This window comes from Pseudomonas sp. 22189 (assembly GCF_052045635.1).
GTDB classification, from domain to species: Bacteria; Pseudomonadota; Gammaproteobacteria; order Pseudomonadales; family Pseudomonadaceae; genus Aquipseudomonas; species Aquipseudomonas parakoreensis.
In genome coordinates, this window is sequence record NZ_JBQEPG010000008.1 from 17515 (window position 1) to 33810 (window position 16296).

Sequence of the window (16296 nt, forward strand, 5' to 3'; positions counted from 1 at the left end):
GCTTCTAAGGAGCAGTCATGAGTTATGTGATCGACCGACGTCTCAATGGCAAGAACAAGAGCACGGTGAACCGCCAGCGCTTCCTGCGGCGTTACCGTGATCACATCAAGAAGGCTGTCGAAGAGGCGGTCAGCCGGCGTTCCATCACTGACATGGAACACGGTGAGCAGATCAGCATTCCCGGTCGCGACATCGACGAACCGGTGCTTCACCACGGTCGCGGCGGCAAACAGACCGTGGTTCACCCCGGCAACAAGGAATTCACTGCCGGCGAACACATCGCCCGGCCACCGGGAGGTGGCGGCGGACGCGGTCCCGGCAAGGCTGGCAATTCCGGCGAGGGCATGGACGAATTCGTTTTCCAGATCACTCAGGAAGAATTCCTCGAATTCATGTTCGAAGACCTCGAACTGCCGAATCTGGTGAAACGCAATCTCAGCGGGACTGACACGTTCAAGACCGTGCGCGCCGGGATCAGCAACGAGGGCAACCCGTCGCGGATCAACATCATCCGCACCCTGCGTTCGGCCCACGCCCGGCGCATTGCGCTGTCCGGCAGCAGCCGCGCCAAGCTGCGCGAGGCCAAAGAGGAACTGGCGCGATTAAAGCGCGAAGAGCCGGACAACTTCGGCGATATTCAGGAACTCGAAGCCGAAATAGAGAAACTCAGTGCGCGCATCCACCGTGTGCCGTTTCTCGATACGTTCGACCTCAAATACAATCTGCTGGTCAAGCAGCCCAACCCCAGCTCCAAAGCGGTGATGTTCTGCCTGATGGACGTTTCCGGTTCGATGACCCAGGCCACCAAGGACATCGCCAAACGCTTTTTCATCCTGCTGTACCTGTTCCTCAAACGTAACTACGACAAGATCGACGTGGTGTTCATTCGCCACCACACCAGCGCCCGGGAAGTGGACGAGGAAGAGTTCTTTTACTCGCGGGAAACCGGCGGCACCATCGTCTCCAGCGCCCTGAAACTGATGCAGGAGATCATGGCCGAGCGTTATCCGAGCAACGAGTGGAACATCTACGCAGCGCAGGCTTCCGACGGCGACAACTGGAACGACGACTCACCGATCTGCCGCGACATCCTGATCAACCAGATCATGCCGTTTGTGCAGTACTACACTTATGTGGAGATCACCCCACGCGAACACCAGGCCCTCTGGTACGAATACGAACGCATCGCCGAAGCCTTTTCCGACACGTTTGCCCAGCAGCAGCTGGTCTCGGCCGGGGATATTTATCCGGTCTTCCGTGAACTCTTCCAGCGCAGGTTAGTGACATGACCGCCAAAGAGCAGAAGCGCCAACCCATTTCCACCGGCTCCGAATGGACGTTCGAGCTGATTCAGGCCTACGACCGCGAGATCGCCCGGATTGCGGCCCGGTATGCTCTGGATACTTACCCCAACCAGATCGAAGTGATCACCGCCGAGCAGATGATGGACGCCTATGCCTCGGTTGGCATGCCACTGGGCTATCACCACTGGTCCTACGGCAAACACTTCCTCAGCACCGAGAAATCCTACAGCCGCGGGCAAATGGGTCTGGCTTACGAGATCGTGATCAATTCCGACCCGTGCATCGCCTATCTGATGGAGGAAAACACCATCTGCATGCAGGCCCTGGTTGTGGCGCACGCGTGCTATGGCCACAACAGCTTCTTCAAGGGCAACTATCTGTTCCGCACCTGGACCGACGCCAGCTCGATCATCGATTACCTGGTGTTCGCCAAGCAGTACATCATGCAGTGCGAGGAGCGCCACGGTATCGATGCGGTGGAGGACCTGCTCGACTCCTGCCATGCGCTGATGAACTATGGCGTCGACCGCTACAAACGTCCTTATCCGATTTCTGCTGAAGAGGAACGTCGGCGGCAGAAGGACCGCGAAGAGCACCTGCAGAAGCAGATCAACGATCTGTGGCGCACCATTCCCAAAGGCGCAGACAAATACAGCGACAAGGACAACGCCCGCTTCCCGGCCGAGCCGCAGGAAAACATCCTGTATTTCATCGAGAAGCACGCGCCGTTGCTGGAGCCGTGGCAACGGGAGATCGTGCGCATCGTGCGCAAGATCGCCCAGTATTTTTATCCACAGCGTCAGACGCAGGTGATGAACGAAGGCTGGGCCACGTTCTGGCACTACACGCTGATGAACGATCTGTATGACGAAGGCCTGGTAACCGACGGCTTCATGATGGAATTCCTTACCTCGCACACCAGCGTGGTGTTCCAGCCAGGTTTCGACAGCCCGTATTACAGCGGAATCAACCCCTACGCACTGGGCTTTGCGATGTATCGCGACATTCGCCGCATGTGCGAAAACCCTACCGAGGAAGACCGGCGCTGGTTCCCGGACATTGCCGGTTCCGACTGGCTCTCGACCATCAAGTTCGCCATGAGCAGCTTCAAGGACGAAAGCTTCATCCTGCAGTACTTGTCACCCAAGGTCATCCGCGACCTCAAGCTGTTCAGCATCCTCGATGACGACCAGAAGGACGATTTGCTGGTGCCGGCGATCCACGACGAAACCGGTTACCGGATCATCCGTGAAACCCTGGCTGCGCAGTACAACCTCGGCAACCGTGAGCCGAACGTGCAGATCTACAGCATCGACCGACGCGGCGACCGCTCGCTGACCTTGCGTCACCAGCAACACGACCGTAAACCGCTGGGCGACTCCACCGATGAGGTACTCAAGCATCTGCACCGGCTGTGGGGCTTCGACATTCATCTGGAAACCCTGCAGGGCGACCAGATCATGAAAACCCATCACGTGCCGCCCCGCAGTGAACACAGCGAGGGTGATTACGGCCGGCTCGACCTGGCCGTGATTCATCTCTAGTTGCGGTTCTGACCTCCGAAAGTCCGGCACAAGGTTTATCCTGTCGGGCTAACGGAGGTTTTTTATGCAGATTTTCAAGGTTGGCGGTGCGGTACGCGATCGCTTGCTCGGGTTACCGGTGACCGATATTGATTGGGTAGTGGTCGGCGCCACGGCGGACGAGATGCTCGCCAAGGGTTATCGCCCGGTTGGCGCGGATTTTCCGGTATTCCTTCACCCGCAAACCGGCGAGGAATACGCTCTCGCCCGCACCGAACGCAAAAGCGGTCGCGGTTATGGCGGCTTCACCTTTCACGCCAGCCCCGAAGTCCCCCTTGAAGAGGACCTGATCCGCCGCGACCTGACCATCAATGCAATGGCCGAGGATGATCAGCAGAACCTGACGGATCCGTACCATGGCCAGCGCGATCTCGAAGCGCGCATTCTGCGTCACGTTTCCCCCGCATTTGCCGAAGATCCGCTCCGGGTACTGCGCGTTGCGCGCTTTGCCGCGCGTTATGCCGGACTGGGTTTCACCGTTGCCTCAGAAACGCTGGAATTGATGCGTCAGCTCAGCGAATCCGGCGAGCTGGAAGCGTTGACCGCCGAGCGCAGCTGGAAAGAAATCTCCCGCGCGCTTATGGAGGATCAGCCACAGGTATTCATTCAGGTGCTTCGCGACTGCGGCGCGCTGAAAGTACTGATGCCGGAAGTTGACGCGCTGTTTGGCGTGCCGCAACCGGAAGCGCATCACCCGGAAATCGATACCGGGCTCCACACACTCAGCGTGCTGGAACAATCGGCGCTGCACAAACAACCGCTCACCGTACGCTGGGCCTGTCTGCTGCACGATCTTGGCAAAGGCCTGACTCCTGAAGAAGCGTGGCCTAGGCACATCGCCCATGAACACACGGGGTTGAAACTGATCAAAGCGGTCAACGAACGCTTCAAGGCGCCAAAGGACTGTCAGGAACTGGCGTTGCTGGTCGGCCAGTACCACACCCACGGCCACCGCGCCCTGGAGCTGAAGGCATCGACCTTGCTGGAGCTTTTGCAGAGCTTTGACGTGTATCGTCGCCCGCAGCGTTTCGAGGAGTTCATCGTCGCGTGCGAGATGGATGCGCGCGGACGCAAGGGGCTGGAACAGCGCAGTTATCCACAGGCCGATTATCTGCGTGGAGCAGCCAATGTGGCACGCGGGGTGGCGGTGCAGCCGCTGCTGGAGAAGGGTTTTAAAGGGCCGGAGCTTGGGGAAGCGCTCAAGCGTGAGCGGCTCAAGGCGTTGAAGGCGTACAAAGAGAACGCTTGAAACAAGATCAAAAGATCGCAGCCTGCGGCAGCTCCTACATGGAAACGCGAATCCCTGTGTAGGAGTTGCCGCAGGCTGCGATCTTTTGCTTTTAAAGACTCGGCGGGGTCAATTGCTCGCCCCGCCATTCAAATCCCACCGGTGCCAACACCTGATCAATCTGCGCCTCGGCCCACAACGTCGCGAAGTTTTTTCCCACACCCGGATGCACCCGGTCCGGCGCAATCAGCGACAGCGGCCACAGCACAAAGGCGTTTTTCAGAATTTCGGCACGCGGCAGGATCAAGCCGTCGAAGTTACCGGTCAGATCGCCGTATAACAGCACGTCGATATCCAGCGGCAGCCCCTTGCGATCCGGCGCATAGCGACCATTATCGGCCTCGATGAATTTCAGGCGTCGATCCAGTTCCATCAACGGCAGATCGGTCAATGCCGAGACTACGAAATTGAAGAACGGCCCGCTCTTGATTCCCACTGGCTGGCTCTCGAACACCGCCGAACAGCGGATATCCACCAGAAATGTCGCCAAAGCGTCGAGCCCGGCGCGCAAATGGGTTTCGCGCTCGATATTGCTACCGAGCCCGAGGTACACCTGAGTCAGCGACATCCGCGCTCGATCTCCACACCCACGCCACCCTTGGCGGCCGGCACGGCGCCCGGCTTGGTCAGTTTCAGGCGAACCCAGGTAATCTTGAACTCGGTCATCAGCACTTCGACCAGACGCTCGGCAAAGGTCTCGACCAATTGATATTGCGCTTGTTCGGCAAAGGCCTGGATGCGCGTGGAAACGCTGGCGTAATCGAGCGCCAGGGTCAGGTCGTCACCGGCGGCGGCCGGGCGATTGTCCCAGGCGAAGCTCAGATCAAGACGCAAGCACTGACGGATGCCGCGCTCCCAGTCATAGGCACCGATCACGGTGTCGACTTCCAGGCCCTCGATAAACACTCTGTCCAAGCACTTCTCTCCGCTGCACGACAAGGGCGCAATGCGCCGTTAGAATCAGGGCGTCCTCGCCCGGAATAGTTAGCATGTTTTGGTTACTGGCGACTCTCGCCTACCTGCTCGGCTCTCTGTCCTTCGCCATTTTGCTCAGCCGCCTGACCGGAAATCCGGACCCGCGAATGAGTGGCTCGGGTAATGCTGGCGCCACCAACATGCTGCGCCTGGCCGGTCGCAAACTGGCGATCCTGACCTTGCTCGGTGATCTGTGCAAAGGCCTGCTGCCGGTGCTGATCGCAGCAGCCGCTGGCCTTTCGCTGCAGGATCAGGCCTGGATCGGCGTGTGCGCCGTGATCGGTCACCTGTTCCCGCTGTATTTCCGTTTTCGCGGCGGCAAAGGCGTCGCCACGGCTGCCGGCATGCTGCTGGGCCTGTATCCACCCGCCGCGCTGCTGGCGGTGTGCGCCTGGCTGCTGACGTTCTACCTGACCCGTACCAGCTCGCTGGCGGCGCTGATCGCCACGCCCCTGACCTTGCCCTTACTTGCCTGGCAAGAGCCGGAGGCGCTGCTGCCGATGAGCGCGCTGACGCTTCTGATCGTCTGGCGCCACCGCGGCAATCTACGCGACCTGTTTGCCGGGCGCGAACGGCATTTTTAAATACCGCCCATGAGCGCCGCACATTACAGCGCCGACAACTGCTCCATCGGCCAGCGCGCCTGCACGCTGATCGCCAGACTTTCCTGCTGACCGGCCTGCAAACGCTGACAACCGGCAAACGCGATCATCGCGCCATTGTCGGTGCAGAACTCGGGACGGGCGTAAAACACATCGCCCTTCATATCGCCGAGCATCTTTTCCAGCGAAGCGCGCAACGCCTTGTTGGCACTGACGCCGCCAGCGATCACCAGACGTTTCATGCCTGCGTGTTTCAGGGCGCGCTTGCATTTGATGGTCAAAGTCTCCACCACGGCCTGCTGGAACGCCAGCGCAATGTCGCAACGGGCTTGCTCGCTGTCGTCCCCGGCGCTGACGCATTGCTGCCAGGTGTTGAGGGCAAAGGTCTTCAAGCCGCTGAAGCTGAAATCCAGGCCCGGGCGATCACACATCGGACGCGGGAAGGTGAAACGTCCCGCAACGCCCTTCTCGGCCAGCTTGGCGATTTCCGGCCCGCCCGGATAATTGAGGCCCATCATTTTCGCGGTTTTGTCGAACGCTTCACCGGCGGCATCGTCGAGGGTCTCGCCGAGCAGGCTGTATTGGCCAATTCCATCGACCTGAACCAGTTGCGTGTGCCCACCGGACACCAACAAAGCGACGAACGGGAATTCCGGCGGTTTTGGCTCCAGCATCGGCGCCAGCAAGTGGCCTTCCATGTGGTGCACACCGAGTGCCGGAATACCCCAGGCAAACGCCAGCGCCTGAGCGCACGAGGCACCGACCAGCAGCGCCCCGACCAGGCCCGGGCCCGCGGTGTAGGCGATCGCATCGATCTCGGTCGGCACGCAGTCGGCCTCGGCCAACACCTGACGAATCAAGGGCAGCATGCGTTTGACGTGGTCACGCGAGGCCAGCTCCGGCACCACGCCGCCATAGACGCGGTGCAGGTCGATCTGGCTGAACAGCGCGTCGGCCAGCAGGCCGCGTTCACTGTCGTATAGCGCGACGCCGGTTTCGTCGCAGGAGGTTTCTAATCCCAGTACTAGCATGGGTTTGCGCCTTGTTTAGGCTGAATTCGAAGGCGCGCATAATAGTCGCCACGCGATGCCCCGACTAGCGGTTTTCGATCAGAGGCTTTGCATTCCGAGCGATGAGGGGTTAACATCCGCAACCCTTAAAAACCGACGTCTTCAAGTGCTCTTTTGCCGCGAGGATGTTGACCCCGGTAATGAATGAAGGTAGCTCTGGATGCCAGCCGTCAAAGTTAAAGAGAACGAACCCTTCGACGTAGCTCTGCGTCGTTTCAAGCGCTCCTGCGAAAAAGCCGGTGTACTGGCTGAAGTTCGTAGCCGCGAATTTTACGAGAAGCCAACTTCTGAGCGTAAGCGCAAAGCAGCAGCCGCTGTTAAGCGTCACGCCAAGAAAGTTCAGCGCGAACAGCGCCGCGCCGTTCGTCTGTACTAATACACAGACGTTCGTAGCAAGCTTCTTGCCTAAGCCCGGCCTTCAGCCGGGCTAATGGCATTTGCGTAAAACGCTTGATGCTTCACCGTCGAAGCCGCACACGCGACCGAGACAAATCTGCTTCACGCGTCAGACCTGGCTCTTTTGCCAGCGGTGCACGTCTTTTCTGACGAGTCTTTCAAGGCTACTGACGAGCACACCCACTGATTCCTCTTACGACGATCAGCCCAAGGCACCGCCATGCGTGCCCGCTTTATTGAGCTATCCGAGGCCATTTATCGGCCGCCAGCGGATTCAGCGCAACACTTTCAAATAGTCGACGACTGATGGGTACTAACGTCAGTGGATTATCGGCAGATACACTTCCCGACAGCGAATATGCACCGACCGGTCGAACCGCCCACTTTGTGCGCTTCACTCAAGACCTGTGCCCGGCCGCCCTTCGCATCGGACTCATTACAGCGCATACGAGAACGCCATGGCCGGGCTGATTCCCCAGAGCTTTATTGACGACCTCCTGAACCGCACCGACATCGTCGACGTGGTCAGCTCGCGCGTGCAACTGAAAAAGGCCGGCAAGAACTACACCGCCTGCTGCCCGTTCCATAAAGAGAAAACCCCGTCGTTCAGCGTCAGCCCCGACAAGCAGTTCTATTACTGCTTCGGCTGCGGCGCCGGCGGCAACGCCCTCGGCTTTCTCATGGACCACGACAACCTGGATTTCCCCCAGGCCGTCGAGGACCTGGCCAAAGCCGCCGGCATGGAAGTCCCCCGCGAAGAAAGCGGCCGTCCGCACAAACCGCGACAGCCAACCGACTCGCCGCTGTATCCGCTGCTCAGCGCCGCCGCCGACTTCTACCGCCAGGCGCTCAAGAGCCATCCGGCGCGCAAGGCTGCGGTGGATTACCTCAAGGGCCGCGGCCTGACCGGCGAGATCGCCCGGGACTTCGGTCTCGGCTTTGCGCCGCCGGGCTGGGACAATCTGTTCAAGCACTTGAGCAGCGACACTTTGCAACAGAAGGCCATGATCGACGCCGGCCTGCTGATCGAGAACGCCGAAACCGGCAAGCGCTATGACCGCTTCCGCGATCGCGTGATGTTCCCGATCCGCGATACCCGTGGCCGGATCATCGCTTTCGGTGGCCGGGTACTGGGTGACGACAAGCCGAAATACCTGAACTCGCCGGAAACCCCGGTCTTCCATAAAGGCCAGGAACTCTACGGCCTCTATGAAGCACGCAAGAACAACCGCAACCTCGACGAAATCATCGTCGTCGAGGGTTACATGGACGTCATCGCCCTCGCCCAGCAAGGCTTGCGCAATGCCGTCGCAACCTTGGGCACAGCGACCAGCGAAGAGCACCTCAAGCGCCTGTTTCGCGTCGTGCCCAACGTTCTGTTCTGCTTCGATGGCGACCAGGCCGGCCGCAATGCTGCATGGCGCGCACTGGAGGCGACACTGCCGTGCCTGCAGGACGGGCGCCGTGCGCGCTTCCTGTTCCTGCCCGAAGGCGAAGATCCGGATACGCTGGTTCGCGCCGAAGGCACTGACGCCTTCAAGGCCCGCATCAATCAGCATGCCCAGCCGCTGGCAGATTATTTCTTCCAGCAACTGACCGAGGAAGCCGATCCGCGCTCGCTCGAAGGCAAGGCCCACATGGCCACCCTCGCCGCGCCGCTGATCGACAAAGTGCCGGGCGCCAACCTGCGTATTCTGATGCGCCAGCGCCTGACCGAAATCACCGGCCTGAGCAGCGAAACGGTCAGCCAGCTCGCGCAAAGTGCGCCGCAGGAAGCTCCTCCGGCCTACGATCCGGGCATTGATTACGACGCAATGCCGGACTACAGCGACTACCATCAGCCGCAGACACAGGACATGTATGTGCCGCAGCAGGAGTGGACGCCAAAGAAACCCGGCGCCGGCGGCAAGAAATGGGACAAGAAACCCTGGGACAAGAACGGCAAGCGTGGCGGCGATCGCGATCAACAGCGCCCGCGCACGCCGATTGGCGTCGAGTCCCCGACGCTGACCGCCCTGCGTACGTTGCTGCACCACCCGCAACTGGCCGAACGTGTCGAAGACGCCGGGCACATTGCGGACGAAAATCAGACCAATGCCCAGTTGCTCGTGGCGCTGCTTGAAGCCGTACAGAAGAATCCCAAGCTAAACTCATTTCAGTTGATCGCGCGATGGCATGGCACTGAACAGGGTCGCTTGCTCAAGGCGCTGGCGGAAAAGGAGTGGCTGATTGACGGAGAAAACCTTGAACAACAGTTTTTCGACACCATTACTAGCTTGTCAGCCCGCCAACGCGAGCGAAATCTGGAACAGTTGCTCAGGAAAGCGCGTCAAAGCGAACTGAGCGCCGAAGAGAAAAATCAACTGCGCGACCTACTAAGTCGCAATGTTTCCGCATCAAACCCGACCTCAACTGGCGCGTGAGGTCATAGCTCAGGTATAATCCTCGGCTTGTTTTTTGCCCGCCAAGACCTTCAGTGGATAGGGTGTTATGTCCGGAAAAGCGCAACAGCAGTCTCGTATTATTGAGTTGATCAAACTGGGTCGTGAGCAGAAGTATCTGACTTACGCCGAGGTCAACGACCACCTGCCCGAGGATATTTCAGATCCGGAGCAGGTGGAAGACATCATCCGCATGATTAACGACATGGGGATCCCCGTACACGAGAGTGCTCCGGATGCGGACGCCCTTATGTTGGCCGACGCCGATACCGACGAGGCCGCTGCGGAAGAAGCAGCCGCCGCGTTGGCCGCGGTGGAGACCGATATCGGTCGCACCACTGACCCGGTGCGCATGTACATGCGTGAAATGGGTACGGTCGAGCTTCTGACTCGTGAAGGCGAAATCGAAATCGCCAAGCGTATCGAAGAAGGCATCCGTGAGGTGATGAGCGCTATCGCGCACTTCCCAGGCACGGTTGACCACATTCTCTCCGAGTACACTCGCGTCACCACCGAAGGTGGTCGCCTGTCCGACGTTCTGAGCGGTTACATCGACCCGGACGACGGCATTGCGCCGCCTGCTGCCGAAGTGCCACCGCCGATCGACGCGAAAGCCGCCAAGGCTGACGACGATACCGACGACGATGACGCCGAAGCTTCGGATGACGAAGAGGAAGCCGAAAGCGGTCCGGATCCGGTCATCGCTGCCCAGCGTTTCGGCGCTGTGTCCGACCAGATGGAAATCACCCGCAAGGCCCTGAAAAAGCACGGTCGTCACAACAAGGCCGCCGTTGCCGAGTTGCTGGCCCTGGCCGAACTGTTCATGCCGATCAAACTGGTGCCGAAGCAATTCGAAGCCCTGGTCGAGCGTGTTCGCAGTGCCCTTGATCGTCTGCGTCAGCAAGAGCGCGCGATCATGCAACTGTGCGTACGTGATGCACGTATGCCACGCGCCGATTTCCTGCGTCAGTTCCCGGGCAATGAAGTCGATGAAAGCTGGTCCGACGCCCTGGCCAAAGGCAAGAGCAAATACGCCGAAGCCATTGGTCGCGTGCAGCCAGACATCATCCGTTGCCAGCAGAAGCTGATCGCGCTGGAAACCGAGACCGGTCTGACCATCGCTGAAATCAAGGACATCAACCGTCGCATGTCGATCGGTGAGGCCAAGGCCCGCCGCGCGAAGAAAGAGATGGTTGAAGCGAACTTGCGTCTGGTGATCTCGATCGCCAAGAAGTACACCAACCGCGGCCTGCAATTCCTCGATCTGATCCAGGAAGGCAACATCGGTCTGATGAAAGCGGTGGACAAGTTCGAATACCGTCGTGGTTACAAGTTCTCGACTTATGCCACCTGGTGGATCCGTCAGGCGATCACTCGCTCGATCGCCGACCAGGCTCGCACCATCCGTATTCCGGTGCACATGATCGAGACGATCAACAAGCTCAACCGCATTTCCCGCCAGATGCTGCAGGAAATGGGTCGCGAACCGACTCCGGAAGAGCTTGGCGAACGCATGGAAATGCCTGAGGACAAGATCCGCAAGGTGTTGAAGATCGCTAAAGAGCCGATCTCCATGGAAACCCCGATCGGTGATGACGAAGACTCTCATCTGGGTGACTTCATCGAAGACTCGACCATGCAGTCGCCAATCGATGTGGCAACCGTTGAAAGCTTGAAAGAAGCAACCCGCGAAGTGCTGTCCGGCCTCACAGCCCGTGAAGCCAAAGTACTGCGCATGCGCTTCGGTATCGACATGAACACCGACCACACACTCGAAGAAGTGGGCAAACAGTTTGACGTAACGCGCGAGCGGATCCGTCAGATCGAAGCCAAGGCGCTGCGCAAGCTGCGCCACCCGACGCGAAGCGAGCATCTGCGCTCCTTCCTCGACGAGTGATACCAGAACCCCCGGCCCAGGCCGGGGGTTTTGTTTATACGGCAGATTAAATCCCTCGCACCGCCCCTCCCCCGCATACCCCGTCTACACTCGAAACAATCAATCCCGTGCCCTAACGAGACGGTTATGCCCAGACTGGCGCCCGTGCTTTTCTTGCTGTCACTGATGATCTGGACCGCAACGGCTAACGCGCTGACTCTGACCGATGAAGAACGTAGCTGGCTCGCGGCTCACCCGGACTTGCGCCTGGGTGTCGATGCCTCGTGGCCGCCGTTCGAGTTCCGTGATGAACAGAATCGCTATCAAGGCCTGGCCGCTGATTACATCGACGTGATCCGCCAGCGCCTGGCCGTCAAACTCACCCCGGTCGAGCCGTCGAGCTGGACTGAGGTGCTGGCGCAGGTGAAAACCGGCAAGATTGATCTGCTGCCCGGGATCATGTCCACGCCCGAACGCCAGAACTATCTGTCGTTTACTCGCCCTTATCTCGATTTCCCGATCGTGATCCTCGCCCATATCGGCGGCGCGCAACCGCGCAAAATCGAAGACCTGTACGGACTGAAGATCGCCGTGGTGGAAAACTACGCCCCCCACGAACTGTTGCGCACCCACCATCCGGATCTGAATCTGGTGGCCATGCCCAATGTCAGCTCAGCCTTGCAGGCCCTGGCTACCGATGAAGTAGATGCGGTCGTCGGCGATCTCGCCTCCAGCGTCTGGAGCCTGCGCCAGCTCAAGCTCGACGGTTTATACGTAAGCGGCGAAACCCCGTATCGCTACCAGTTGGCCATGGGCGTGCCCCGTGACAACAAAATGCTGGTGGGCATTCTGGACAAGGTCCTGGCGGACATGAGCCCGGAGGAAATCAGCAGCATTCAGGAACATTGGGTCGGCAATGTCCTCGATCATCGGACATTCTGGTCGGATTTGCTGATTTACGGCCTGCCGGGCCTGTTATTGCTGATGATCATCCTGGCCGTGGTCATTCGCATCAATCGCCGCCTGAGTTCGGAAATCGCCCGCCGCGTCGACCTCGAACAGGAATTGCGCAGCAGCGAATACCACTACCGCGGACTGGTGGAGAGCCTGTCGGCCATCGCCTGGGAAGCGCGCATGAGCGACTTCACCTACAGCTATGTGTCGCCGCATGCCGAGGATCTGCTCGGTTATCCACAGGCGCACTGGCTGATTCCGGGTTTCTGGCGCAACATCATCCACCCCGCCGACCTGACGCGTGCCCAGGCCATCTGCGATGAGGCGGTGCGCGAAGGGCGCGATCACACCCTCGATTATCGGGTGATTACCGCAGACGGGCGCTGCCTGTGGGTGCGCGATATTGTCAGCCTGATCGAGCACGGCCATGAGCCGGTGATGCGCGGGCTGATGATCGACATCAGCGAGACCAAACGTACAGAAGAAGCATTGCGGCTGTCGGAGCAGAAGTTCGCTTCAGTGTTCCAGCAATGCCCGGACATTCTGGTCATCGCGAGGCTGTCCGATGGCTGCCTGTTGGAGGTCAACGAAGCCTTTGAAGAACAGATCGGCTTGAAGGCCGAAGAAGTCATAGGCCAGACCGCCACGGAACTCAACATCTGGGGCATTCCCGGGGTCGGGCCAGGACTGCTCCAGCGCTTGCAGGCCGGCAGCATCCGCAACCTGGAGATGCCCTTTCGCCGCAACAACGGTCAGGTATTCACCGGCCTGATCTCCGCCGAACCCTTCGACCTCGACACCACTCCAGCGCTGGTGGTGGTGGTGCGCGACATCACTCAGCTCAAGGAAACCCAACAACAACTGCAAACCTCCGAAGAGAAGTTCGCCAAGGCTTTTCATGCCTCACCGGACGGCTTGCTGCTGTCGCGTCAGAGCGATGGCTTGCTGCTGGAAGTCAACGAGGGCTTCAGCCGCATCACCGGATTCAATAGCGCGATGTCGGTGGATCGCTCGGCGCTGGACCTGGGGATCTGGGTCAACCTCAACGAACGCAAGCAGATGCTCGACCTGTTGCACCGCGACGGCTTCGTGCGCGACTTCACCTGCCATATCCGCCGCAGCGACGGGCAGATCCGCCTGTGCGAAGTGTCCAGCCGACCGCTGCCGATCGGCGAAGAAGACTGCATGCTGACCATCGCCCGGGACATCACCGAACGCCATCTGATGCAGGAAAAGCTGCAACAGGCCGCCACCGTTTTCGAGAGCACCGCCGAGGGCGTGCTGATCACCGACACCCAGCAGCATATCAGCGCGGTGAACCGTGCGTTCACCGAAATTACCGGCTACAGCGAAAGCGAAGCCCTCGGCCACACCCCGCGCCTGCTCGCCTCCGGCCTGCATGACAGCGCGTTTTACGCGGCGATGTGGCACCAATTGACCGCCGAGGGTCACTGGCAAGGCGAGATTTCCAACCGGCGCAAGAACGGCGAGCTGTACCCGAGCTGGCTGACCATTAGCGCCGTGCGCAACCGCGACAAATTCATCACCCACTTCGTCGCGGTGTTTGCTGACATCTCCAGCCTCAAACACGCACAAGCCAAACTCGACTATCAAGCGCACCACGACCCACTCACCGGCCTGCCGAATCGCACCCTGTTCGAAAGTCGCCTGCTCACCGCGCTGAACAGTCAGCAGGAAAATGGCGGTCAGGGCGCTGTGCTGTTTCTCGATCTCGACCGTTTCAAACACATCAACGACAGCCTCGGGCACCCGGTTGGCGACCTGTTGCTCAAAGGCATTGCCGTACGCCTGAAGGAGCAATTGCGCGATATCGACACCGTCGCCCGACTGGGCGGGGATGAATTCATTATCCTGCTGCCGGGCCTGCAACAAGCCAGTGATGCCGACAATATCGCTATCAAACTGCTCAACTGCTTTGGCGCACCGTTTCAGGCCGGTGAGCACGAGTTTTTCATCAGCGCCAGCATCGGCACCAGCCTCTACCCACGGGATGGCTGCGACGTTGCCACCCTGGTGAAAAACGCCGACGCCGCGATGTACCGCTCCAAAGCCAAGGGCCGCAACCGCGTCGAAAGCTACACCCGCGATCTCACCGCCCAAGCCAGCGAACGCGTGGCACTGGAACACGAACTGCGCCGGGCCATCGAACGCGAAGAGTTGTTCCTCTACTACCAACCGAAAATCAGCCTCGACGACCATCGCCTGGTCGGCGCCGAAGCACTGATCCGCTGGCGCCACCCGACCTTCGGCGAAGTGCCGCCCGAGCACTTCATCCCGCTGGCCGAAGAGAACGGCATGATCTTGCAGATCGGTGATTGGGTGCTCGAGACCGCCTGCCGGCAGATGTTCGAGTGGAATCAGATCTACGACAGCCTCGGCCCGCTGTCAGTCAACCTCGCCGGTGCGCAACTGCGCCAGCCGAATCTGCTCGGGCGTATCGAACAACTGCTCAGGGACAACCGTCTGCAGCCGGATTTACTGCAACTGGAAATTACCGAAAACTTCATCATGAGTCAGGCTGAAGAGGCCTTGGCGGTGCTGCACCAGCTCAAACATCTGGGTGTACAACTGGCGATCGACGACTTCGGTACCGGTTATTCTTCGCTCAGTTACCTGAAACGCCTGCCGCTGGACATCCTCAAGATTGACCAGTCTTTTGTTCGCGGGCTGCCCGACGACCCGCACGACGCGGCGATTGTGCGGGCGATCATCGCACTGGGCCGGAGCATGCAATTCACCGTGATTGCCGAAGGCGTGGAATCCCAGGCGCAACAACAATTTCTGGCGGCTGAGGGCTGCGAGCAGATTCAGGGCTACATCGTCAGCCTGCCACTGCCCCCAGAAGAATTCGCCGCAACGTTTCTTCGTGTAACCGTATCGGATTATTCGGATAGCACAGCCGAGAAACCGTCGCTATAATCCGCGACCTACTGAGGGCCTATAGCTCAGTTGGTTAGAGCAGAGGACTCATAATCCTTTGGTCCACGGTTCAAGTCCGTGTGGGCCCACCACATTTGAAAGCCGCGCTACATGCGCGGCTTTTTCTTGGGCGATCGGTTGGGGGAACAATTTCTGCGAGCGCAATGTTCGGAAGACTTCCTCGGAGTCTGTAGGCAAGTTCCGAAGCTGTGATTTTAAAGGCTTTGATGTCTGTTGGGCTGGTCTTTGGCGGGATACTCTCGAGGCGTCGCTGCTTATCAGCGGTCGGGCTTTGAAACCCGTCGAATCAAAACGCACCTGCTCTTTTTATGGTGGCTGAGCGTGGGACGTCTTCGGGCGTGCCGGTTCCTTGGTTCCCGGTTTTCCAACCTGCGTACAGCCGCCACTCATTCGCTTGGAAACGGATGGACCGGCTCCTTGAACCAGGGATTATCACCATGATTGAAACAGACTCGCCCGCAGATTCAAAAAAACATTGGCCTCACCCCCTTCATCTACTGCGCCAACCACCCCCTCTTCCCGTCAGCGCCGACGTCCCGATCGGCGACGCACTGGCTCAAGCCTCCGACCTGCTGTTTCTGATCAAGCCCTTCGCTGAAAATGTCGATTACGACAAAAAACCGCCCGCTATACCTAGGGCGCTCATTTCCTGGCGCCGATGAGCAAAGCGGTGATTGATGATGTGGTGAAAGTCATCAACCATCAGAGAATTACGACACGGAATCAAACGCAGGTTTGTCGCTACTTTCCTAGATACGCGCTCCGGCAAATCGGGACGTCGATGCCTTTTCACCCTAATACCCACTGAATGTCGCCCGGAAATGATTACGAGACATGGTGCATCGA

The 16296-nt window shown here is 59.3% G+C and carries 13 protein-coding genes and 1 tRNA gene; 11 read left to right on the top strand and 3 right to left on the bottom strand.

The genetic code is table 11. The features are described 5' to 3' along the window. Nucleotides 1-17: 17 nt before the first annotated feature. The 3 genes from ACTJKS_RS10335 to ACTJKS_RS10345 all read left to right on the top strand — a co-directional run bounded on the left by ACTJKS_RS10335 (nt 18) and on the right by ACTJKS_RS10345 (nt 4136). Nucleotides 18-1289: a YeaH/YhbH family protein gene (locus tag ACTJKS_RS10335; RefSeq protein ID WP_041070055.1), complete on the top strand. Its 1272-nt coding sequence runs from the start codon at nt 18-20 to the stop codon at nt 1287-1289. Then, nucleotides 1286-2848, top strand: a complete 1563-nt coding sequence (locus ACTJKS_RS10340) for a SpoVR family protein (RefSeq protein ID WP_041070053.1) — start codon at nt 1286-1288, stop codon at nt 2846-2848. Before ACTJKS_RS10335 ends, ACTJKS_RS10340 begins: the two co-directional genes overlap by 4 nt. Nucleotides 2849-2912: 64 nt before the next feature. Then, a complete protein-coding gene (locus ACTJKS_RS10345) occupies nt 2913-4136 on the top strand; it encodes a multifunctional CCA addition/repair protein (protein ID WP_108183987.1) in 1224 nt (407 codons plus the stop codon). A 91-nt stretch (nt 4137-4227) separates the two neighbouring features. On the opposite strand, the gene folK is transcribed toward ACTJKS_RS10345, so the two are convergent. Further along, nucleotides 4228-4743, bottom strand: a complete 516-nt coding sequence (gene folK / locus ACTJKS_RS10350; RefSeq protein WP_108183988.1) for a 2-amino-4-hydroxy-6-hydroxymethyldihydropteridine diphosphokinase — start codon at nt 4741-4743, stop codon at nt 4228-4230. Continuing rightward, a complete protein-coding gene (gene folB, locus ACTJKS_RS10355) occupies nt 4734-5090 on the bottom strand; it encodes a dihydroneopterin aldolase (RefSeq protein WP_041070044.1) in 357 nt (118 codons plus the stop codon). Before folB ends, folK begins: the two co-directional genes overlap by 10 nt. A gap of 74 nt (nt 5091-5164) precedes the next feature. On the opposite strand from folB, the gene plsY reads away from it, so the two are divergent. Continuing rightward, on the top strand, nt 5165-5734 hold the full coding sequence (gene plsY / locus ACTJKS_RS10360; RefSeq protein WP_041070041.1) for a glycerol-3-phosphate 1-O-acyltransferase PlsY: 570 nt from the start codon (nt 5165-5167) through the stop codon (nt 5732-5734). A gap of 23 nt (nt 5735-5757) precedes the next feature. On the opposite strand, the gene tsaD is transcribed toward plsY, so the two are convergent. Continuing rightward, nucleotides 5758-6783 (bottom strand): tRNA (adenosine(37)-N6)-threonylcarbamoyltransferase complex transferase subunit TsaD, encoded by a 1026-nt coding sequence (gene tsaD, locus ACTJKS_RS10365; RefSeq protein ID WP_041070038.1) that lies wholly within the window; start codon nt 6781-6783, stop codon nt 5758-5760. Nucleotides 6784-6982: 199 nt separating this feature from the next. On the opposite strand from tsaD, the gene rpsU reads away from it, so the two are divergent. The 7 genes from rpsU (at nt 6983) to ACTJKS_RS10400 (ending at nt 16258) form a co-directional block, all read left to right on the top strand. Beyond that, on the top strand, nt 6983-7198 hold the full coding sequence (rpsU, locus tag ACTJKS_RS10370) for a 30S ribosomal protein S21 (protein WP_002551877.1): 216 nt from the start codon (nt 6983-6985) through the stop codon (nt 7196-7198). A gap of 478 nt (nt 7199-7676) precedes the next feature. Beyond that, nucleotides 7677-9641, top strand: a complete 1965-nt coding sequence (gene dnaG, locus ACTJKS_RS10375) for a DNA primase (protein ID WP_108183989.1) — start codon at nt 7677-7679, stop codon at nt 9639-9641. 67 nt (nt 9642-9708) lie between these two features. Beyond that, nucleotides 9709-11556: an RNA polymerase sigma factor RpoD gene (gene rpoD, locus ACTJKS_RS10380; RefSeq protein WP_041070030.1), complete on the top strand. Its 1848-nt coding sequence runs from the start codon at nt 9709-9711 to the stop codon at nt 11554-11556. A 126-nt stretch (nt 11557-11682) separates the two neighbouring features. Then, a complete protein-coding gene (locus tag ACTJKS_RS10385) occupies nt 11683-15429 on the top strand; it encodes a bifunctional diguanylate cyclase/phosphodiesterase (protein WP_262948206.1) in 3747 nt (1248 codons plus the stop codon). 15 nt (nt 15430-15444) lie between these two features. Continuing rightward, nucleotides 15445-15521, top strand: a tRNA-Ile gene (locus tag ACTJKS_RS10390). A gap of 366 nt (nt 15522-15887) precedes the next feature. After that, the gene (locus ACTJKS_RS10395) at nt 15888-16112 is read left to right on the top strand and encodes a DUF3077 domain-containing protein (protein ID WP_411157859.1); all 225 of its coding nucleotides are present in this window, start codon (nt 15888-15890) and stop codon (nt 16110-16112) included. After that, the gene (locus ACTJKS_RS10400; protein ID WP_411157858.1) at nt 16109-16258 is read left to right on the top strand and encodes a hypothetical protein; all 150 of its coding nucleotides are present in this window, start codon (nt 16109-16111) and stop codon (nt 16256-16258) included. The genes ACTJKS_RS10395 and ACTJKS_RS10400 overlap by 4 nt, the downstream gene beginning before the upstream one ends. The last annotated feature ends 38 nt before the right edge of the window (nt 16259-16296 follow it).